Origin of the sequence: Mucilaginibacter polytrichastri (genome assembly GCF_001911425.1) — a bacterium.
Taxonomy (GTDB): domain Bacteria; phylum Bacteroidota; class Bacteroidia; order Sphingobacteriales; family Sphingobacteriaceae; genus Mucilaginibacter; species Mucilaginibacter polytrichastri.
The window spans coordinates 2,709,128-2,731,169 of record NZ_MPPL01000001.1; the positions used below are offsets into that span (position 1 = coordinate 2,709,128).

Annotated in this window: 16 protein-coding genes; 2 read left to right on the forward strand and 14 right to left on the reverse strand. The window is 36.3% G+C overall.

Features of this window, described 5'->3' with window-relative positions; genetic code table 11:
• Nucleotides 1-93: 93 nt before the first annotated feature.
• From RG47T_RS11585 to RG47T_RS11640, 11 genes are all read right to left on the reverse strand, one after another.
• A complete protein-coding gene (locus RG47T_RS11585) occupies nt 94-1,095 on the reverse strand; it encodes a WaaS/CpsH family glycosyltransferase (RefSeq protein WP_074489619.1) in 1,002 nt (333 codons plus the stop codon).
• Nucleotides 1,095-2,228, reverse strand: a complete 1,134-nt coding sequence (locus RG47T_RS11590; protein ID WP_074489620.1) for an NAD-dependent epimerase/dehydratase family protein — start codon at nt 2,226-2,228, stop codon at nt 1,095-1,097. The genes RG47T_RS11585 and RG47T_RS11590 overlap by 1 nt, the downstream gene beginning before the upstream one ends.
• Nucleotides 2,225-2,824 carry an acyltransferase gene (locus RG47T_RS11595; RefSeq protein WP_216351046.1) on the reverse strand — a complete coding sequence of 200 codons (600 nt, stop codon included), beginning with the start codon at nt 2,822-2,824 and terminating at the stop codon, nt 2,225-2,227. Before RG47T_RS11595 ends, RG47T_RS11590 begins: the two co-directional genes overlap by 4 nt.
• Nucleotides 2,790-3,983 (reverse strand): glycosyltransferase family 9 protein, encoded by a 1,194-nt coding sequence (locus RG47T_RS11600; protein WP_074489621.1) that lies wholly within the window; start codon nt 3,981-3,983, stop codon nt 2,790-2,792. The genes RG47T_RS11595 and RG47T_RS11600 overlap by 35 nt, the downstream gene beginning before the upstream one ends.
• 78 nt (nt 3,984-4,061) lie before the next feature.
• Nucleotides 4,062-4,889: a glycosyltransferase family 2 protein gene (locus tag RG47T_RS11605; protein WP_074489622.1), complete on the reverse strand. Its 828-nt coding sequence runs from the start codon at nt 4,887-4,889 to the stop codon at nt 4,062-4,064.
• Nucleotides 4,890-4,903: 14 nt separating this feature from the next.
• Nucleotides 4,904-5,968: an O-antigen polymerase gene (locus tag RG47T_RS11610; RefSeq protein ID WP_074489623.1), complete on the reverse strand. Its 1,065-nt coding sequence runs from the start codon at nt 5,966-5,968 to the stop codon at nt 4,904-4,906.
• Nucleotides 5,969-6,202: 234 nt separating this feature from the next.
• Nucleotides 6,203-6,955, reverse strand: coding sequence for a glycosyltransferase family 2 protein (locus RG47T_RS11620; RefSeq protein WP_074489625.1), 753 nt, complete (start codon nt 6,953-6,955; stop codon nt 6,203-6,205).
• A 14-nt stretch (nt 6,956-6,969) separates the two neighbouring features.
• Complete coding sequence (locus RG47T_RS26715) at nt 6,970-7,596, reverse strand: acyltransferase (protein WP_083627386.1); 627 nt, start codon at nt 7,594-7,596, stop codon at nt 6,970-6,972.
• Between the two features lie 10 nt (nt 7,597-7,606).
• Nucleotides 7,607-8,965 carry a lipopolysaccharide biosynthesis protein gene (locus RG47T_RS11630; protein ID WP_171972521.1) on the reverse strand — a complete coding sequence of 453 codons (1,359 nt, stop codon included), beginning with the start codon at nt 8,963-8,965 and terminating at the stop codon, nt 7,607-7,609.
• Between the two features lie 34 nt (nt 8,966-8,999).
• Nucleotides 9,000-10,124: a Wzz/FepE/Etk N-terminal domain-containing protein gene (locus RG47T_RS11635; protein WP_074489627.1), complete on the reverse strand. Its 1,125-nt coding sequence runs from the start codon at nt 10,122-10,124 to the stop codon at nt 9,000-9,002.
• A 38-nt stretch (nt 10,125-10,162) separates the two neighbouring features.
• Nucleotides 10,163-12,778: an SLBB domain-containing protein gene (locus RG47T_RS11640; protein ID WP_074489628.1), complete on the reverse strand. Its 2,616-nt coding sequence runs from the start codon at nt 12,776-12,778 to the stop codon at nt 10,163-10,165.
• A gap of 978 nt (nt 12,779-13,756) precedes the next feature.
• Between RG47T_RS11640 and RG47T_RS11645 the strand changes: the two genes are divergently transcribed.
• Both RG47T_RS11645 and RG47T_RS11650 read left to right on the forward strand, forming a co-directional pair.
• Nucleotides 13,757-14,587, forward strand: coding sequence for a M57 family metalloprotease (locus RG47T_RS11645; RefSeq protein WP_074489629.1), 831 nt, complete (start codon nt 13,757-13,759; stop codon nt 14,585-14,587).
• Between the two features lie 89 nt (nt 14,588-14,676).
• Nucleotides 14,677-17,481 carry a S8 family peptidase gene (locus tag RG47T_RS11650; protein WP_074489630.1) on the forward strand — a complete coding sequence of 935 codons (2,805 nt, stop codon included), beginning with the start codon at nt 14,677-14,679 and terminating at the stop codon, nt 17,479-17,481.
• A gap of 13 nt (nt 17,482-17,494) precedes the next feature.
• Here RG47T_RS11650 and RG47T_RS11655 read toward each other — a convergent pair whose 3' ends face one another.
• The 3 genes from RG47T_RS11655 to RG47T_RS11665 are packed head-to-tail and all read right to left on the reverse strand — an operon-like array spanning nt 17,495 to nt 22,000.
• Nucleotides 17,495-18,316 carry an alpha/beta fold hydrolase gene (locus RG47T_RS11655; RefSeq protein ID WP_074489631.1) on the reverse strand — a complete coding sequence of 274 codons (822 nt, stop codon included), beginning with the start codon at nt 18,314-18,316 and terminating at the stop codon, nt 17,495-17,497.
• 18 nt (nt 18,317-18,334) lie between these two features.
• Nucleotides 18,335-20,608 carry a beta-glucosidase BglX gene (gene bglX / locus RG47T_RS11660; protein WP_074489632.1) on the reverse strand — a complete coding sequence of 758 codons (2,274 nt, stop codon included), beginning with the start codon at nt 20,606-20,608 and terminating at the stop codon, nt 18,335-18,337.
• Between the two features lie 36 nt (nt 20,609-20,644).
• Complete coding sequence (locus tag RG47T_RS11665; RefSeq protein ID WP_083627388.1) at nt 20,645-22,000, reverse strand: glucoamylase family protein; 1,356 nt, start codon at nt 21,998-22,000, stop codon at nt 20,645-20,647.
• Nucleotides 22,001-22,042 lie beyond the last annotated feature (42 nt).

Below are 22,042 nucleotides of genomic sequence, written 5' to 3' on the forward strand. Positions count from 1 at the left end.
ATTAAATGTAAATGAATAGTTAACTTGCTATACGCAAGTATCACTGTTAGCATTTTTAAATTGCTAACAATTAATAAACACGTAGTGTAAAACTTATTCAAAAAATTCTTTAACCCAATTATTAATAAAGTATTTATTAAAATTTGGATCTATAGGTTTTAAATAATTATCCGCATTATTGATTTTTTGTTTAATTATTTCTCCATTATCAAGCCGGTCAATATCCTCAAGTACAATGATTTTTTCAGTGTCGTAAAAATCTGCTTCTTTAATGTATGCGTTAGTAGTAATTAATATACTTCCCGAAGCCAATACCTCAAAAGTACGCATTGTTAAACCCGTTTGCCCAAAACGCTGAATGTCTAATACGCTTTTTGAGGACCTAAAAATTTCTGCCACCTGCATTTTTGAAATTTTATTAAAACTAACTTCATCTGCCTTTATTTTCCGGTAGTCTTTTTTCAATATTTTATTTGCATAAAAAAACCATTTGGCCGGCATAAAATAAAACACAAATGTGTTACCCAGTTGCGAAGCTATTTTTTTTATAATGCAATAACGATTTGAATGCAGTGTGCCAACAAATGACATATCATACTTCCTTTCTATTGCAATATTTGTTTTGTTTTGATAATCGTTAGTAAAAAATAGATGCTTTAATTTAAGTTCCTTATTCTTCTTTACGTCTTCAAAATCGAAACTGTAACAGCTATCAAAATACTTTAGGATATATAAAGAATTCTTATTGTTGTTATTGAATGAATCATATGTATAGTAGATAAGCTTAGCTGTTGGGTTTAACTGCATGAAGGAAGTAATAAACCACTCGGGTACAACTTCTCCTTTTATTAAAAAAAAATAGTTGTAGCTTTTATCTTTTATTTTTTCAAATATCTGCCTGTAATATTTATCAATAATTTTACTCAACAAGCTTTTTCGAACCCTGAATATGGCTTTATAATATGATTTGTTTGAGGTTCTTTCATCAAAATAATCAACCTCATATCCATTGAAAATAAGTGCATCTTTTATTGATATTTCATATCCAAAAAATGCGGGGCAAATAAATAATATTTTTCTTTTTTCTGAATCCATTACTTAAATAATCCCTTTTGTTTCATTTCATCAATTGATTGTTGATATTTATCTGCTTTAATTTCCTGCGTATTTACCCATCCGGCAAATTCTTTTATACCTTGTTTAAAATCAACTTTAGGTGTAAAACCTAAAACAGTTTTAATTTTGGTAAGGTCGGCAAAGTTATGTCGAATGTCGCCTAATCTATAATTACCAGATACTGTAACCGGAACTATTTTATTATAGTTTGCCATCAATTCTTCAACAACAGTATTTACTTCTGTTGGTACACCGGTACCTACATTGAATACATTATTTTGAGCTTCATCTTTCTCTATCCCTAGTATTGTGGCATCAACTACATCGTCAATAAATACAAAGTCCCGCGTTTCTTTTCCGTCCTCAAAAACATTTATCGCCTTATTGTTTTTAATGAGTGTAGAAAATATAGACAAAATACCTGTATATGGGTTTGATAACGACTGCCCGGGCCCATAAACATTTTGATAACGGAAAGCCACTGGTGTGATACCAATTGTTGGGCAAACTGTCATGATCATTTGTTCCTGATTTTGCTTGGTTATACCGTAAACCGATGAGGGGTGAATTTTAGAGTCCTCGTCGGTAGCTACCAATTTCAATGGTTTTTCACAGCCCTGGTACTTTACTTCAAAATCCCCGGCTTGCATATAAATATCATCCCGGTGCTCAGGATAAACATATCCAAGTTCATCACTCCAATACTTCCCTTCGCCGTATATTGATCTTGATGATGCTATTACAATTTTTTTGACCTTATGATCGTTATTGGCCAATATATCAAGCAATAAGGCTGTGCCGCCAATATTAACATCTGTGTAACGTTTAATTTGATACATTGACTGGCCCGTACCAGTTTCTGCGGCCAAATGCACAATAACATCCTGATCTTTTATAGCTTTAATTAAAGCATCATTATCGGTAACAGACGCCCCTATAAATCTTACCTTTTCAGCAATAGAAAGATATAGCGGAGATGTATTTTGAGGATCACTACCGTGTATTTGCTTTGATAAATTATCTAAAACTGTAACCACATGCCCTCTGCTAATTAATTTGAGGGCTAAATTTGAACCTATAAAGCCGGCTCCGCCTGTTATTAAAATATTCATTTAAGAAAGTTTCCCTTATCATCAGTTCTTTCCCAAGAACCTGTTTCTACATTATAACGTTTTACAATTCTGGCTGGCGATCCTACTATTACGCAATAGTCTGGGAATTGCCCCTTTACAACAGAGTTGGCGCCAATTACACAATGTTTACCTAGAATTGTGCCAGCTTGAATAGCCGCCCCATAACCGATGAAGCAATTTTCACCTATCTCTGTCTTCTTTATTAAATATTTCTGCTTTAAAATATGCACCCCAATTTCTGTATAATCGTGATCAACATTTGTAATAAAAACATTACCAGATATTGTTGTATCCTTACCAATTACTAAAATGTCAGACGAACTGATTAAATGTAAATTTTGGCCTATTGAGATATTATCCTCAATAATAATTTTTCCATTATTATGTGTTTCCATTCTGGAATGTGGAAATATCCGGACTTTGTTACCTATTTGAATGTTTTTACCATTAAGTATAAATATGGGATTTGCAACGTACGAAATAAGTCCTATTTTATTGAGTCTTAACCGCAAAAAGAATGTTGTTAATAGCCACTTTAACTTATAAAACATTTTTATCGGTGTTAATTTTTCCATAACGCTCAATAAGTATTGAAGCTTGTTCATAAACTTCATGAACACTTACCATATTCATGCATAAATTCGTTCCAAATTTACAATTTATTAAATGACATGGCTTACATTCTAGCGGATGTGATACAACAGACAATGCATTACGGGTAAAAGGTTTTACAGACTTAGGGTCTCCTTTGCCAAAAATTACAACCTCTGGAATATTGTACGCACCAGCAATATGCGCAGCTCCGCTATCATTACATATTATAACATCGCAAACAGACATTAATATCATATACTCATGCAGGGTTTTTGATATAATTAAATATTGTACGCCCTCTTCATCAATTTCATTTTTAATCTTTTGTATGGTAGGCCCTTCATTAGGCCCTTCGAAAAGTAAAAAAACACAATTTGAATATACTGCCGATAGCCTGTTAATAACCTCCGCGTATTTGGTTTCATCCCATTTTCTTTCTTCAAGGCTTGCTCCCGGATGAATGCCAATAACTATTTTATCATTTAATTTTTTTTGAGTTACAAAATCGGCCGTATAAATCCCGTCGGCTGAAGTTAGATTTAATTCGGGATATTTATCGTCATCAACAAATTGACAGTCTAAACCTTCCAATAAAGCAAAGGATTCATCAATTAAATGATCATAATCTTTAATCGGTGCAATTACATCCGTAAGCATATATTCTCCACCGCTAAAATTAAAACTTGCCTTCCTGCTTGCGTTAATAAAGTTCATATAAAATATGTTCCGCCAGTCACCTCTAAAATCGATGGCCAGGTCATATTTCTTTCTATTAGCACTTACCAGACTATAAAAAAAAGATAATATGTTTTTTATAGATTTATCAAAAGGAGATATCCACGGGCAATTCGCGATTACAAAATCATCAAATACATTTTGATCATGCAATATTGTTTTAACCAGATTACCGCCTACCAATGTTATCCTAGCATTAGGAAAATTTCTCTTTAATGCTTTTATTGCAGGTGTATACATAATTGTATCACCGATTAGTAAAAATGCTATTATTATAATATCCTTAACATCTTCTTTTATTATTGCCGGATATCTTTTATTATTTTTAGGAAACAAGTAAAGCTTACTGAATAGCTTGTTAACTTTTCTTAATTTACTTATTTTTAAATCATTAAATTTTGGCATAAATTAATGTAGACTCTCTAAATTAAGTTAACATATCTCAACAAAGAGACGATAGATAAAATAAATAATACTTTATAATTAAACTTCCTGGTAACTATGTTTAGTTTTAAAAAACCAACCTTTGTACGGTAATAAATACGATATTAATTTTACGGTACGGAGAACTAAGATTTTAAGAGAGCCATTATTAGGATAATGATTTTTAAAATAATCTGTTTTGCTTACCATATTAAAATCTCTTTTTTTCTCATCCATACCTCCCTTTAAACTTTCAATATGGTGGGTTACCATTTTGCTATTTTCAAATGTAAAAAACCTTCCTGTTGGTGCAAATGGGAAACGCCTAACATATCTTGGCAGGCTTATAGGCATATTTTCTGTAATGTAAATAAAATTATAATTTTTACCAGTAAGATAGTTTGCTACATAATATTCTGGCGTGCTTACAAATGTAAATATATCTCTGTTCTGCTTAATAAATGATGTTTTTATAATTGCAATGTCTGTGGCTAAATTGCTAACATATCTAAAAAATTGAGCACTTGCCCAAACAGCATTTTCATCTGTTAACCTTTTAATGTATTTTCTAATTAGCTGATCTCCGTACATCCATGTATCTGCTTCTAAAATTACGGTATAATCGCAATCATCAGGCATATACTCCATCCCTGCATGTAGCAATTGAGAATTACCATTAAAATGACCTATGTTTTCTTTTACTGATATAACTTTATTGCATTTGGCCATACATGATTCGGGAATTAAATACCCATCATTTTCACCATTTGTTACAAGTAAAATAAAATAATCATTCAATGTCCAGGTATCCCTAATGATGTTGACACAATTTACCAAGTCTTCAACCCTATTGTAAACTCTTATTAAAACACAAACTCTGTTCAACATAAACGCAACAATAACTAACTTTTTATTAATATAAAACTACTAATACATATCACAAACAACAGAGAAAGCATTAAAAAAAGAGTCTCCAGATTTGAAACAACCATTGGGGGGTCTGTCTCAATCACCGTAATTTGAAGATATAATAAGGTAAATAAGGCTTGCCCTAATTTGTTTTTGCGAAGAATAAAAAACAAATTATTTCTGGTAAAGCTTAAAAATAAACCCACCAGATAAGAAAAAACAATACTGCCCCAAAAACCGTAGTAAATATATCCAAATACATTATGACGCGCGTTAGGACCGGCAATAGTATCCGAAACGCCAAACATGTTAAATAACTGAAAGCCTATTACAACAGGTTGATTATTACGCGGGATAATTCTTAGTGTGTAGAAGATATCACCAAATAATGCCAAAAAAGGTTGTGAATGGTTGATATGCTCAATGTTATTGTTTGGATAAGCAAAGTAATAAACATCGCCCGATGCAACTAACCTAAATAAGAAAATGCCTATGCTACTACCTGCGTCTGCATCGCCACTATTTTTTTGAAAAACAATAGTAAAAAAAACAAAACACATCCCAAAACCAAGTAAAATAACCTCGTATTTACGAATACCCGTAAAGTATTTTTTTAATTCACTACCATTAAGCATAATATAGCAAAACAGTATAAAGCCTAACAGCATAAACTCGCTTCTACTACCTGATAATGCAAAAAATACAATCAGAATTACTAGAAAAAAATATTTATACACGTAAAGAAGAGAAGAAGTGCTTTTTTCAAATAAAAAGTAAATCAAAAGAAAAATAGATAATGGCTTAAAAACATCAATTATCCTCCCTAACACCCCCCAGCCGCCTGCATTGTTGTAAAGATCAATATGGGTACCCAATAATAATGGCACGCCAATTACTTTATAACTGATCAACTGGATTATAATATATAGCAATGAACAAACAAAAAAAGTTATTCTTAAAAAAAGTTTTTCACCTTCGAATACAATTGTCTGGTAAGGTGCTACTATTTTATCCTTTTTTAACTGTTTAAAAGTGAAGAATCCTCCTATAAATGCCAATTGGGTGAGAATGTAGTTAATTAGATATTTGGATTCTATACTATGAGTGAAATACAAAAATATAACTACAGAAAATCCGAATGAAGAAAAAATTATACTAAACACAATAGGATCCAAAATGGATAATATCATTCTTCGGAAAACTAAAAAGTATAATATAGCCGACCCTAATAATGACCAAAGGTACAAGCCGATATTATCATTTAATAATAATCCAAAACTTAACCAATCCATTTACTTATAATACTGCTTGTTCCGTAATTTAAACACTAAATTTCTCGCATACGCATACAAGTAAACAATAAAGGGCATGTTCTCTTTCACAATTTTTATTCTGTTTTTAATAAAGTGAAAATCTTTGTTTATGGCAGAATAGCCACCGCCTTCGTAAACACAAATTACTATTGGAAAATACTCCCATTTGTAATCTTTATCGCCGTATAACAAGATATTTAAGTGATGGTCGCTATTACTGCGATACAGAAGATCATATTTATATTTTTTATAAACTTTAGCTGGATATAATATTGCCTGATGGCAAATAGCTACTCGGCTAAATCTAAAACCGGTAAACCTGCCATTAAAAACTTTCAGAATATCATTTCTGTAAACATCTCCATAATATATTTTATTATTATCTTTTAGTCTTTCTACAACCTTGTGTAATACATTTAATAAAATATCACCGGCTCCAACAAAATTCACCCAATCGCCGGTCACTACTTCAGTAGCCTTATTCATAGCATCATATATACCTTTATCCGGCTCACTAACCCAATAAGAAATATGTTTCTCATACCGCTTTATAATATCAAGGGTACCATCAGTTGAGCCACCGTCGATAATAATTAATTCAATATTCCGGTACGTTTGCTTAACAATACTTAAAAGTGTTTGCTCTAAAAATTCTTCAGCATTATACACTACTGAAATAATACTAATTACAGGCATGTCAGGTAAAAAATCCTGTTTATTAATGTTGGCCATTTCGTTTTTTTATATCAATCAATTATCTTTTTAATAAATTTTGCAGGGTTACCTGCCCATATTTCATAGGCAGGTATTTTTTTGGTTACCACGCTACCCGCGCCAATGATGCTTTTGTCTCCAATAATTACACCTTTTAATATAATGGAATTAGCACCTATAAAAACATCATTACCAATTTCAATTGGTAATGATATAATAGAGTTTTCATCGTGTTCTCTTCTTAATTTATAATTTAACGAATGAAAATCAGTGTCCCAAATACTAACGTTGCCACCACAAAATAAATTTTTTCCTATTATTATTTTATTGGAACAATATATAGACACGCCAGAAAAACCAGAACCATTATCAATTGACAAATAACCAGTTTTTGAAACATATATAGTACATTGCTTACTCAGCCCCATTGGGTTAGAAACGAAAGAACTATTAAACACCAAATTTGTACCTAATACACATCTGCCATAATTATTAATCTTTAATTTACCTCTTATTATAGGTATTGTTATGTATTCGATCTCTTGCGCATTAAAAATAAAAGGATAGTAAATTTTTTTGCAAAGGCTTCTTATTTTATATGTACACCAGGTTTCAATATCCAGATATATTTTTCTACATATTTTGTATATTCTTTTCATTGCAAAAAAATTACTTAGCCCAGATTCCTGAGGCGGAATTATTTAATATCTTTTTGCATTGAACGTATAAAATAATATCCATGTAAAAGAAAACAAAAACATTAGATAATGTAACGCCGGCAATGCCAATAGTTTTACCTAAAAATATAGCTAATGGTATGTTTACAATTGTACTTATTATATATAAATATAATTGCAGCTTAATTTTACCAATACCGTTTAGCAAATAACAATGTATCATTAACCAACAAAAACCTGCTACATACAACACCATAGATGCCGAAAGGATAAATGGAATATTTACTAATGTACTACCAAGCCATAATTTGTATAAAAATGGAGATACTATCCATAAAACGATGGCTATAACTACGGTTATACCCCAATAAATATACATTTTTCTAAATATCCCCTTAATCCAAACGAAATCATTTATTGTATAGGCATCTGTAAAAGAACTCCAAAAAGGCGTAATTACTATCGTAAAAACATTAACCAATATTGCAAACAATTTATAAGCAATATTAAAAGTTGTAACCTCTTTAGGGCCAAATAATTGTGTAATTACTATATTATCTGTTTCAAACAATATAAGTGCACCTATTTGTATTAAAAAAAAGTATCCTCCAATTGTTAATATATCTTTGGCCAAGCTAATGTTTATCAGTTTGATACTCGGCGCTATGTATTTGTACTTATGATTATAATACCAAATGCTGGCTATAATTTGTACCAATAACGGCACACCACTCAAAGCAATTATAAGGTATAATAAAGAGCCTTGTGTGTACTTGGTAAGCAAGAATATAATTATTAAACTCACTATTTGTGAGATTAAAGTAATAAGCGAAACTTTTGAGGTTGCATGAACTGCTGTTAAAACAACATTTACAATTTGTAAAATAAATTGGATACAAAAAAAACCGACTATGAAGACAATAATCTGATTTAAATTTTTAACCGAGTTTATGGAGACATTTAATATTAGATTCCAATTGATAAACTGATTAATAAACAAAAACATCAAGAAAATTAATATTGATATTATTGCCAGTAATGCATAAGTAGAACTTATATAAATTCTTGAAGCTTTGTATTGCCCCAAAGCGTTTGTTTGAGAAATTTTATTTTTAAGACCATTACCCAAGCCAACATCAAAGAAATTCATCCAATTTACTAACGAACTTAAAGTAAGCCATATTCCGTACTGACTCTCGTTAACGTATTTAATAGTCATTGGTATTAAAACCAACCCTATAATAATACCAATGCCTTTTAATAAAAATGAAAATGCAATATTTTTTTTAGCTATGATAGATCGTTCGTGACCTTCCGAAAAATAAGATTTTATTTTTACTATAATATTCACAATGCTTTTACACTTAACATAAAAAAAGGTATCGTTAGTTTTGCTTTGTATCGGTTAAGACTTTAATTTTTTTATAAAGCTTAGCCAATAATAAAACCATTACTACAATAAAGCATCCAAAAAAACCACCTAATACAATTGCTTTTATTTTACCCAGCTTTTCTTTATCTAATGGATATATAGGGGTATCAATTACCTGTATTAATGGCGTATCCTTTCTTAAGGAAATTTTGGCAAGCTCCAGATTTTGTACTAATTGACTTAATATGGCTTTATTGGCATCTGCATTGAATTGTGAACGCTGAACCGGAGTTCTCAACACCTGTCTCGTAATATTTAAATTAGGAGTAGCATCATTAATAGCTGCAGCCTGGTAAATAGCCGAATTTAATACAGCTTTTACCGAATCTGTTTGGTGCTGTAAAATGGCTAGATTTTGTAACGCCTTCCCTGATTTAGTTTGAATGTAAAAATCATTTACTGTTTTTACAATTTGATTATTAAACTGTGCTGCAAATATTTCGTCAATTGCTTTAACCTGAACGATTATAATACTTAACTTTTTATCTGGCTTATTTACAAACAGATGATTTTTGTTAATTTCCTTTACCGCATCACCCAGAATACTATCTTGAAGGCGCGTTAAGTTTCCAGTCCCGATATTAAAATTTATATTTTTAAGCTCTCGAATAGAGGAATTGGCCCATTCATCCCTTAATCGTTTCATATCAATATATCGATCAATCAACAATTGCGTTTTACCATTGATCGAAATGTTACTCAACAAAGCTTTCTGAACCATGGAGCGGGATTGGTATAGTTGAATAATATTGTCACCCTGAAAAATCCCTCCACTTCCGTCGGCACTGCCCATCCCTACCATTGACGCCAAACCTCCATATTGGCTCAACAAACCTCCACCTTTTTCTCCCTCTTCTAAAACAAAAGTAGTGGTTGCAGTATATATAGGCTTTTTAACTTGTGAATAAACAAATCCTAATACACACCCTATAATAATAGCAAGGATCAAGATTTTCCATTTTGATAATAAATATTTATTGAACTGCCTTACCTTTAAAAATATATCTTTTAATGACACCTCATTGGGCTCATTATTAGGTACTTGCAAATTTTTATTTAATGAATTTTCTGAACTCATGTGGTTATGCTTTACAGCAAAAAATTATACCTATTAAATTACTTAAGCAACGTTACAATGATAACAGCCAGGGAAGCCAATGCCGATGATATACCTACGATACCCTGAATACCAACCTTTTCTCTTGGGGCGTGCTTGGGTACAAAAATTTCCGCACCTGGTTTAATAGTCGGATAGTCATAAAAAAACAAAAACTTCTTTGTTGATTTTATAGCCCCATTAGCATAAACTACATAGGCATCTTTTTTACTGGCATTATATGTAAACCCACCAGATTCATTGATATACTCACCCATGCTTTTGCCGGATTTGTAAACGATATTAATAGGCTTTAAAATCTCACCAGATACCCTTATCGTTTGAAGTTCTTTAGGTACGGTAATAACATCGCCATCTTCTACCAATAAATTATATCTTGATGCTGGTTTTTCTAAGATCCGAACAAGATCAATACCTACGAAATCACTTTTTAAAGTTAAAGAATCTTGTTGCAGAGTTGTTGTATCCTTCACCCCCTGGGCCTCTTGTAAACGCCTAAGATTTAGTAATTTTTCCTGATCTTCTCTGGATTTGTCAACCCCATTCCTGTCTTTATTATTGCTGGTATAATTCCCGATAACGTTATTATTGTTGTTATTATACCCGTTGTTATCGTCTCTATTCCTTTTCTCTTTAGGTATTTCTCGCCCAGGCCGTCTTAAAGATCCTCCCGCCGGAAAAGCCATTGCAGTTAGCCCACCTGCTCTTTTTAAAATGTCAGATATCTTTTCATCTTTACGCTGTATGGTATAAGTACCCGGATATAATACTTCGCCTTCTATTTTAACTATTTTTTGCACCTGGTACCCTTCAGAGCCTCTTACAGATACAATATCAAAAGGCTGAAGTATAAATGGCTCACCAACTAATTTCAGGTTCTGATCTACGTTAACTGTAAATATCTGTGCTGTAATGGCTGATACCGACATGGCATCGCTATTCTTAATCCTGCGTGAAATCTCGATCCTGTTTGGTGTAGCGCCTTCGTTTAACCCACCAGCCATCTGTATAAGTGCTTCGAGATTCATATTCTCGCCGTATTTAAATGTGCCCGGGTTTCTAACTTCTCCCTTAATTTCTACCTGGTATTCATCGCGCAGATCAAATATTGAAGAGATAGTAACCTTATCTTCTCTTTGCAAAGGGATATCTGCCTGGGTGCCTTTTACAACCTTATCTACATCGAAAGAAAGCAGGGCTGGTGAATTATCAAGGTTAAGCCTTGATACATAGCCCCTGTTTAAAAATGCATCTTCCTTTAAACCGTCTGCTTTTTCAATCAGCTTTCTCAAAGTCATGCCCTTTTCCAACTCATATCGCCCGGGACGAAATACAGCGCCCGAAATTTCTACCCGGTTTGCAAAACGGTCCAGAATTTTTTCAACCAGATATTTATCTCCGTTCACAGGCTTATAAGTAGTAAATTGATCTGCATTAACATCAACTATCTTACGTTCTTTACTTGTGTTTTGTAACACCTTAACATTAGCAGTATATGCCTGGCTGGTAAAGCCGCCTGCAAAATTGATGATATCTTGTAACGATTCTGTTTTTAAAGCTTCGTATAAAGCCGGCCGTTTAACTTCTCCGCTGGCTTCTACACGTACATCATAAACCGGTATATTAATAACATCCTGGTCTTGTAACCTTATATTTTTTTGGATACCCTTTAAAAGAAAATCGTAAACATCTACGTTTGCTACTACCTTACTGTTTCTAATCACCTGTATTTTTCTGAACGAACCATTTTTGTTAGGGCCGCCAGATGCATAAAGCGCGTTGAAAACTGTTGACAATGAAGATAAAGTGTATGAACCAGGCCTTAAAGATTCGCCGATTATGGTAACCTTTATGCTCCTGATATTTCCAAGATTTACCGAAATATTACTCCTGCCGCTTCTTAATCCCGGATAGGTTTTAGACATCGCTGCTCTAATTTTTGCAGTAGCGTCTTCAATGGTTAACCCGCCAACAGATACTAAACCAACATATTGCAAACGGATAGTACCTTCGGGTGTTACTTTTAAAGTATAATTAGCTTCATTATCTCCGGTTAAATCTATCAGCAGCTCATCATCTGGCCCAATAACATAACTTTTAGGTGTAGCCATCCTTAAATTCGGCTCAAAGCTTACTTTGCTGTTTTTAAATAAGTCCTCACCAAATATTTTGGGGATCAAATTTCCAAATGCATCACGCATTTGCTTTTTGCGGTCATCATCATAATTCCGTTTGCTTACGCCCGAAGTATCTGTTGAATCTGCATAGTTATTATAAGAACGAGTGCTGTAATTACTATTCTGAAGCTGTTTATTGTTATTATTTTTGGATGATGTGCCATTATCCTTATTGCCGTCATCCTTTTTAATTTTATCAATTCGCACCGTTAACTTTTGGGCTTCATCTGGGCTCATACCTTGTGCAATGGCCATTTGGGCAATTTGCGCATCATCTGTGTAACCTACCGAGTTGGCCTTTTGCATCAGCTGCCGTACTTGTGCATCTGTTAAATCATCAACCTTAACATCAGCCATGTTGGTTTGAGAAAAAGCAGTTTGAGAAATTATTATTGCCAGGAAAAATACAAGCGCTGTAATGGCTCTTTTAAAATTCATATATTAAGATGTGCTTATATGCTGTTAAAATTTATTAAGCTATTCGCCAACAGCTAAATAGTTGTTAAAATTATTCAAAAAAAAACGATTGTTAATTATTAATGCTGACTCACAACAGTAAAAGCAGGTATGTGTTTTGTACCAAATTTAATATTGGTTTTAAAGCAAAGTAATTTATCCGTCCCAGCAATATCTCCAGCTATTTTGATTTTCATTTAGGCAATTTCATTATTGATATTAGAGGCGAATATACAGAAATATTTATATTCAAATACACAAAGGTGCGTGGTGGATAAGATGCTGCTGTACTATAATGCATTAAATAAAGCATATTAAACAGCATTTTTATAAGTCTGTTATTGTTAATCCTTACAGCTTAATTGTTCATTACATGCATTTTATAATTTGAGTACAAATGATTTATCGTTAAGGATAAAAGATGTGCTGATGCCCGATTTTACAGAGCAAAATGTGCTCGAGACATTTTTCTTTTAATTTAATATTTATCAGTTTTGGTCAACCTTAGATTAAGCCACACTTAAAAGAAGAACTGCTATAATTTTCAGCGAAATTAATTATGGAACCAGACTACTCAATGAAATTGCATGTATATCTTTCTTATAAAGCCCAGTTATATCGGGCAGTTTAATTGCGCTAAACATAACCATTTCATACTTAGTACCAGAGTTATAAAGCTGGTCATGGTAAACAGATAAATAGCTAGAAATGTACTTGATAACAACTCTTTCATTTAATTTTTTTCTTAAACACACCTCTGGTAATTAACAGGTATAAAAAACTATTATTTCGAGCTTTATTAATTACAACTATCATTATTGCCTATTATTTAGTAAAATTAATTTTTGCTAAATAATTATGTAACATTCCCTTTACAACTTTCGTAAAAATTAATAAATAATGAAGCTGGCCAGCTAATATTTATTAATTAATAATATTAAATACAAACTAAACTTTAGCATGAAAAAACAATTATTACTCAAAGTTGGGTTATGCGCAGTATGTGTAACCTCTATCTTGTTCGCCTGTACAAAAAGTAATCAAACTGCCGAAAAAGCAGCCACAGCAGATCCTATCTCTGCAGACGTATTGAAAAGTATCTCTGATTTGGGTTTTAGCACTACAGATGTTCATAAACAAGGTGATAACTACCTCGTAGAAGATGACATCTTATTAACCCCGGCAAATTTCGCAGAAGCTAGTACAAGCCCCAATTTAAGAATTGCCGAAACAGAACAGTACCGAACCACCAATGTGGTAAAAAGCCTCCCCCGAACCGTTACTGTTTCGGTATCAAATTTACCTACTGTATATGCAACTGCAGCAGCCAACGCCGTTGCCCGTTACAATGCGCTTAACTTAACACTTAAATTTCAGATAGTTAGCAGCGGTGGCAATATCCAGATCATTGGTTTTAATGAGGGGCCAAGCGGTGGCTACATTACATTAGGTTCATCTGGCTTCCCTACTTCGGCTGGTAACCCTTATAGCCAAATCCAAATGAATACTAATGCGCAAGCCTATGGCAGCAATCCAAACCTGGGTTATGTAACCTCGGTTATTCAACACGAAATGGGCCACTGCATTGGTTTCCGACACACTGATTACATGAACCGGGCGTTTAGCTGTGGTGGTACTGCTACTAACGAAGGTGCTTCAAATGTTGGTGCAGTGCTAATTCCGGGCACTCCTTCAACTGCAGATTCTGGTTCATGGATGTTAGCCTGCTCTAATGGCAGCGACCGCACATTTAATGCCAATGATAAAATTGCATTAAATTATTTATACTAAATTGTACTTGCTACTTCCTATTGATCAAATTAAGTAGTTATACCATAAAGGGGAGTTACATACTCCCCTTTATTTATGAATAGCGATATATGATTAAAAAAATACTATTCCTTATTATTTTCATATGCTATTGTAAGCTCGCCTGGGCGCAAAAAGTTATTTCTGATAAGATAATTAGCAATATTTATCAAGCTACATCTATTAACAAACTGCAAAGCAGTAATAAACTCAATTATTACCTGGTTAAATTTAAAGAGCCTAAATATTTCAATGTTAAAAACGCGCATCTGGTAAAAAGGATATCGTACAATCATTACATAGTTTCATCTACCAATGCTATTTTACCAAATGAAAATACAATAAGTATAGCACCCGCAAATGCATCATGGAAAGCAAGTGATAACCTATTGCAGCTTTGGCAAAAACACCCCGGTAGCAATGCCATTATTGAAGTGGCAGTAAACACAAAAACAGATTCTGTTATAAACGATATTAAAATATATGGCAACATTACCACACAGGCGGGTAATGTAATTACAATAAATATAGGGTTCCAAAATTTAGCCGGTTTGCTACAGCAACCTTACATTACTTTTGCAAATACCGCACGTAAACCACACGAAGAACTAGCCATTAGTGATATTGACCTCGGTGCAAATAACATTGGGGCTATAGCAGACAGCTATGCCGATATTAATGGAACCGGTATTAATGTAAGCGTTAAAGAAGATAAATATGATGATGACCTCGACTTGCTGGGCCGCTCATTTAACTCGTTCCCCACAGCGGGCATAACATCAGGCCATGCCACTACTATGGCTACTTTAATAGGCGGCAACGGCAACTCCTATATTAAAGGATCAGGCGCGGCACCCAAAGCAAGGTTCACTTCATCAAATTTTGCAAACCTGATGCCCGATAGTATTGCTACCTTTAAATCCTATCACATCAGCGTACAAAACCATTCGTACGGCACCGGCATCGAAAATTATTATGGCACCGAAGCCGTTGCTTACGATAAGCAGATTAACGAAAATGATTCTATCATCCATGTATTTTCATCCGGAAACGTGGGGACTTCGACACCCGAAACAGGTTTGTACAATGGCATTGCCGGCTTTGCCAATCTTTCGGGCAGCTTTAAACAGGCCAAAAATGTATTGGTTGTAGGCGGTACAGGCCGCACTAACCTGCCCGAGGACCTTAGCTCGGCAGGCCCTGCCTATGACGGGCGTATTAAACCAGAACTGGTTGCCGATGGCGAAGACGGTACTTCGGGGGCTGCTGCCCTGGTATCGGGCACGGTGGCGCTATTGCAACAGTCTTATCAAAAACAATTTCATCAACTACCTTCTGCTGCACTCATAAAAAGTGTACTAATTAATTCTGCCGATGATATTGGTGCCCCTAATGTTGATTATAAAACAGGATACGGCAAATTAAATGCGCTGGAAGCATTACGTACCATCAATGAGGTGCGGTTTGTAAAAGGCACGGTGAGCAACCAGCAACAAATGGATTATACCATAACTGTGCCTGCCGGTTGCAGTACGTTTAAAATATCCCTGGCCTGGAATGATTTACCTGCTGCACTAAATGCGCCCACAGCATTAATTAACGATCTCGACCTTACCGTTACCACACCGGCAGGCGAAATAGTATTACCATGGGCATTAAGCATTTACCCGGCAGCAGACTCCTTAGCCAAACCGGCACAAAGGCAAAGAGATGCCATAAACAATACCGAACAAATAACCCTGCAAAACCCAATTGCCGGTAATTATATTTTACATGTAAAAGGGAGTAATATCCCTGCAGGTACACAAACATTCTACGCAGCATATCAGGCAATTATTGCCGATCATTTTGAATGGATTTATCCATCGGGCAACAACGCTCTATTTGCAGATGATGATAATTATATCCGCTGGCAAAACTCATTCAATACCTCATCTGGCAAGTTAAGTGTAAGCTACGATCATGGTGCTACCTGGAAGCCGGTAAGTGATATTACCCTGAAGAACAATTATTATACATGGACCACGCCCGATGTTTTTACCACCGCTATACTTAAAATGGATATTAACGGGCAGCCGCAGATGAGTAAAGAATTTAGCCTGTCAAAGCCGTTAAACCTAAATGTTGGCTATAACTGCACTACGGGTACTTTGCTCCACTGGGCCCTGCAGCCGGGCAGCAAAGGTTATAACATTTACACTATAAAAAATAACTCACTACAACAACTAACCACAACTACAGACACAACTGTTATTATCCCCATTCAGCAGCAATCAACTTCATACTTTGCTGTTAGTGCAATAGGCGATGGCTTTGAAGGCATTAAAAGTTATACAATTGATGCCAATAACCAGGGCGTGGGCTGTTACATTAAAACATTGCTGGCCAATTTGGCAAACAATACCATATTGCTCAATTTACAAATAGGCAGCATAGTAAACTTAAAAAGCATTGCATGGGAAAAAATGACCGGACCAGATTTATACACCACATTGGGCACAACCCCAATAACAAGTACTGCCCTTGCTTACAATTTTACAGATGCTAACCCTAAAAAAGGTATCCAGTATTACCGGGCCACACTTACTACCGGCGACAACCAGATCATATACTCGGATATAGCCAGTATTATATTTTTACAAAGCAGCCAGTTTACTGTTTATCCTAACCCGGTTAGTACACAACTTACCATACTTAGCGGCGATATTAATAATTACGATTTTAAGCTTTATGATATAAATGGCCGGGTAAGTTTTGATAAAAGCATCACCGAGCTGCAAAACAAAATACCCCTAAATGTGATGCCAGGGGTATATGTTTATGTGATCTCTTTAAACGGAAAAATACTTTACAAGGGCAAATTGATTAAGATCTGAGTTATTAGCCCTGTTAAAACTGGTTCGCCTTAAAAAAGGCATCCACCTTTGTATTAAAATCGTCGGTATGCTCAACCAAGGTACCATGACCAGAGTTGGGTAATACCCATAAATACGCTTTGGTAATGTTTTGGTATATGAGTACAGTATGCTGCAAAGTAATTACATCATGATCTCCTGATATAATGAGTGCCGGGCATTTGATGGCTTTTAATGCTTTTAAGTCGACATTAGGTTGCAGCCAGTCGAGCATAAAAATTTTACGGTCGTTTTTTTCTTTGGCTGTTTTAAATACCGCGTCTTTTTTAGCCAGGTATTCCTGTTGCTCTTCTTTCCATAAGGAAGGTATTAGCGCGGTAGAATCCGGCCATAGGTTGGCGCCGGTCGAGGCCAGTTTAATCACCTTATCCGGGTGGCGCATCGCTAACAACAAAGCATTGATGCCGCCATCGCTCCAGCCGATTACATAAGCCGAATCAATATGCATAGCGGTTAATAGTGCCGCATAATCATCAGCCATCATTTCAAAACTCAGCGAATCACGAAGATCCGCCGAGTTTCCATGTGCCCGGCTATCGGCAACAATAACCTTGTATTTTTGAGCAAAGTATGGGATATTTTTAGCAAACGCATTAATACTGCCGCCATTACCGTGAATCATTAATAGCGGTTTGCCTTTACCATAAACTTCAGCATACATTTTAATGCCGCGAATCTGATAGTACTTACCAGCACTGATATTATTGCCATAATTAATTGTAGTTGTATCCTGCCCAAAAGCAAAACCAGCAATAAGCAACAAAATACTAAATGAAATAAGTTTTTTGAACTCCATATGCGCTAATAAATGAGATTATTCCACCTTAAAATCGGCTTCCTTAACATCTTGCGAACTTGTACCGATAAACAGTTTAAAGTCGCCTGGTTCGTAAGTATACTTCATATTGATGTCGTAAAACTTCAGATCATCTGTACCGATGTTAAAGCTGATAGTTTTAGATTCTCCAGGCTGTAAAAATACCTTTTGAAAACCCTTTAACTCTTTAAGCGGGCGGGTTACCGAACCTATCATATCCCGTACGTATAATTCTACAGTTTCCTGCCCGGCCATTTTACCTGTATTGGTTATGGTAACAGTTGCAGTTAATTTGCTATCAGCATTTATAGTGGTTTTATCCAGCTTTACAGCACTATAGCTAAAGGTAGTATAACTTAAACCATAACCAAAAGGATACAAGGGCGTATTTGGAATGTCCAGGTATTTAGACGTATACTTTTGCTGCTCATCAATTGGGCGGCCGGTATTTTTAGCACTGTAATAAATCGGGATCTGCCCTACGCTGCGTGGGAAAGTCATACTCAATTTACCAGAAGGGTTGTATTTACCGAACAATACATCAGCAATAGCATCGCCTGCTTTGGTACCACCATACCAGGTTTCCAATATGGCATCCATATTGGCATCCTCCCAAGGTAAGGTAAGCGGGCGACCATTCATCAGCACCAACACAATTGGTTTACCGGTAGCTTTTAACGCTTTTAGTAAAGCAACCTGATTGGCTGGCAGGCTGATATCACTACGGCTTGCCGCTTCACCCGTCATCCCGAATGCTTCGCCTAAAAACACAACTGCTACATTGGCTTTGTTGGCAGCACTCACTGCTTCGTCTATTAATTGCTGGGGTGTTTTGCTATCCAGTACAATTTGAGCATCATGCGGGTTTAGTTTATCTATAAGCGCCTGATTATCTAAGATATTACAACCCTTAGCATAAGTAAAAGTGTTAGACGGATATTGCTTTTGCAGTGCATCCCAAACGCTGATGGCTTTTTTCCAATCACCGGCACCGCTCCAGTTACCAATCAAATCGCGCTGATCTTTTACCAAGGGCCCAATAAAGGCAATGTTACTACCTTGCTTAAGCGGCAATACATTGTTCTGATTTTTTAGCAACACCATGCTTTTTTCTGCAGCTTCTTTAGCCAATTGCAGTTTATCCGCATTCATAATTTGTGTTTTGGCGCGTTGCTCACTCACAAACTTATAGGGGTTTGCAAATAAACCCAGCTTATACTTGGCCTCCAGTACCCGGCGGCAAGCCTGGTCGATATAGCTTACATTCATCTTCTTTTCGTCCACCAGTTGTTTCAGACGTTTCAGGAAAATTTCGCTTACCATATCCATATCGTTACCGGCTTCGAGGGCCAGTTTAGCAACCTGCTCTTCATTACCTACGCCGTGCTGCATCAGTTCCATAATGGCGGTATAATCTGTAGCTACCATACCATCAAAACCCCATTGTTTGCGTAAAACATCGGTTAATAACCACCTGTTGGCAGCGGCAGGTACGCCGTTAATTTCATTAAACGAACTCATTACCGTGGCAGCCCCTGCATCAACAGCGGCTTTGTAGGTTGGCAAATAAGTTTCAAACATTCTGCGGTCGCTCATATCAACCACGTTATAGTCGCGGCCAGCCTCGACAGCTCCGTATAGGGCAAAGTGCTTAACGCATGCCATTACCACATCATTGGTATCAAAGCTCTTACCCTGATAACCTTTAACCATTGCTTTAGCTATTTGCGAACCCAGCCAGGTATCCTCGCCCCCACCTTCAGACACACGGCCCCAGCGCGGATCGCGGGTGATATCAACCATTGGCGAAAACACCCAGTTTAAACCATCTGCCGAAGCTTCATCAGCAGCGGCACGGGCTGTTTGCTCTATCAATGGCAGATCCCAGCTTGATGATAAGCCAAGCGGAATTGGGAATATGGTTTTATGGCCATGTATTACATCATAGCCAAACAACAAAGGAATTTTTAAACGCGTTTTGGTAATGGCATAAGCCTGTAACTTACGTACAGCTGCCGGCGTGTAGGTATTAAATACACCGCCAACCAGGCCCTGCTGGATCTTCTCTTCCACACCCTGACTTAACACCGGGCCGGTAATATCAAACCCGATAGCGGGCAGGTTTAACTGACCAATCTTTTCATCGATGGTCATTTTGCTCATCAGGTTACTGACGTAGGCATCCATTTTAGGATCATGTGGCTTTTGTGCTGTTGCTGTAAAAGCAAAAGCCACCAAACACGATACTGCAATAGCTTTAGATAATTTCATAATAGTATGCGATATAGTAGTTTATTCAGAAGCAGGCTAACGGCTTCCGGTATATTCAAAATCAAGTTTTTTGAGCCCGCCTTGTACTTCGGGGCAGCTCATAAATAGTTTCCATAACAAACCGCTGCGGTAGTTTTCGATCATTACAATTTCGGGCCCCTGATCTATAGCCAGATATGATTTGGCGTACCAGTTCTCGCTTTCGCTAAAGGCATCAACAAAACCATATTCGCCCCACATTTTATCGCCCAGGTCATAATAAAAATGGCGTAAGGCTTTCATAGAAAATTCGGGGGTGTATGGAAATGCTGATATGGCTGCAGTTGGTGCAATAAAACCCCTGTCGTTAGTAGGCGAAGCCGCGTCGTAGCCATCCTTAATGTCACTGGCAGTTAATCCCCATGAATCGGCACCATAACCTTTAAAGTGTTTGGGGTTATCCAGGCAATAGGCATGGTTTATTAATGTTTGATTGAGGTTTTGCTCCCAATAATTGGCATAACGATCTTTTAATCCTTTAGGATTTAAGCCCAGGAAAGAGTACTGTGAATAAAATAATGGCCCCCCATAATCAAACCCCAGGGGCAGTTTATACCCATAAAACGTTTTACCGTTTTTAAAGAAATCGCTCTGCGCCCAGCCCCGGTGATAAACATCGGCTGTAACCGGGTATCTCTCGCCGGATGCTGCAAGGATATAAGTTATCAAACACTCATTAAATCCGTGGATTGGGAAGTTCATGGCCCAGCCATTATTGGGCGACCAGTGCCAGTAGATAGCATCGCGGCCATCACGGGTAAACCAGTTCCACTCAATGTCGTTCCACATCCAGTTGATCTTGTTCCGCAGGTCTGTTTCTTTAGGCGTATTGCCCGAGTAATATTGTCGGGCGGTTAATAATCCCTGAAACAGGTATGATGTTTCAACCAGGTCGGCCCCATCATCTTTACGCCCAAAACGGATTACCTTACCGGTTGCACCATCCAGCCAATGCGGGAAAGCCCCATGGAAAGCATCGGCCTTGTACAAAAAGTTTACTATCTTAAGCATACGATCAACCGCCTGTTCGCGGGTGATCCATTTTCTTTCGGTAGCTACCACAATACCCATCACACCAAAGCCGGAACCACCAATGGTGACTACATTGCCCCCTGTTTCAAAGGCATCATTACTACGCTCGCGCGCAAGCCCGCTAACCGGGTGGCCAAAATCCCAGAAGTAACGGAATGTTTGGCGCTGCACCACATCAAGCAGGGCACTGTCTGACAGGTTTTTAACAACCCCTACCGGCTTAATGGCATCTGATTGGATAGACTGTGCTTTTTTTTGTGCCTGACTGTAGCTGCTTAAAGCAACAGCGAGCACCAGCCCTCCAAAGAATATTTTTTTCATACGATGTTCCCGTTTTAATAAAAAAGCCGGAAGCTGAAACTC

Bases quoted from the DNA above. Each gene is read 5' to 3' on its own strand.
- RG47T_RS11585 (WP_074489619.1), bottom strand. From the start codon at position 1,095: ATGGATTCAGAAAAAAGAAAAATATTATTTATTTGCCCCGCATTTTTT.
- RG47T_RS11650 (WP_074489630.1), top strand. From the start codon at position 14,677: ATGATTAAAAAAATACTATTCCTTATTATTTTCATATGCTATTGTAAG.
- RG47T_RS26715 (WP_083627386.1), bottom strand. From the start codon at position 7,596: ATGAAAAGAATATACAAAATATGTAGAAAAATATATCTGGATATTGAA.
- RG47T_RS11645 (WP_074489629.1), top strand. From the start codon at position 13,757: ATGAAAAAACAATTATTACTCAAAGTTGGGTTATGCGCAGTATGTGTA.
- RG47T_RS11620 (WP_074489625.1), bottom strand. From the start codon at position 6,955: ATGGCCAACATTAATAAACAGGATTTTTTACCTGACATGCCTGTAATT.
- RG47T_RS11655 (WP_074489631.1), bottom strand. From the start codon at position 18,316: ATGGAGTTCAAAAAACTTATTTCATTTAGTATTTTGTTGCTTATTGCT.
- RG47T_RS11590 (WP_074489620.1), bottom strand. From the start codon at position 2,228: ATGAATATTTTAATAACAGGCGGAGCCGGCTTTATAGGTTCAAATTTA.
- RG47T_RS11600 (WP_074489621.1), bottom strand. From the start codon at position 3,983: ATGCCAAAATTTAATGATTTAAAAATAAGTAAATTAAGAAAAGTTAAC.
- RG47T_RS11635 (WP_074489627.1), bottom strand. From the start codon at position 10,124: ATGAGTTCAGAAAATTCATTAAATAAAAATTTGCAAGTACCTAATAAT.
- RG47T_RS11640 (WP_074489628.1), bottom strand. From the start codon at position 12,778: ATGAATTTTAAAAGAGCCATTACAGCGCTTGTATTTTTCCTGGCAATA.
- RG47T_RS11605 (WP_074489622.1), bottom strand. From the start codon at position 4,889: ATGTTGAACAGAGTTTGTGTTTTAATAAGAGTTTACAATAGGGTTGAA.
- RG47T_RS11595 (WP_216351046.1), bottom strand. From the start codon at position 2,824: ATGGAAAAATTAACACCGATAAAAATGTTTTATAAGTTAAAGTGGCTA.
- RG47T_RS11665 (WP_083627388.1), bottom strand. From the start codon at position 22,000: ATGAAAAAAATATTCTTTGGAGGGCTGGTGCTCGCTGTTGCTTTAAGC.
- bglX (WP_074489632.1), bottom strand. From the start codon at position 20,608: ATGAAATTATCTAAAGCTATTGCAGTATCGTGTTTGGTGGCTTTTGCT.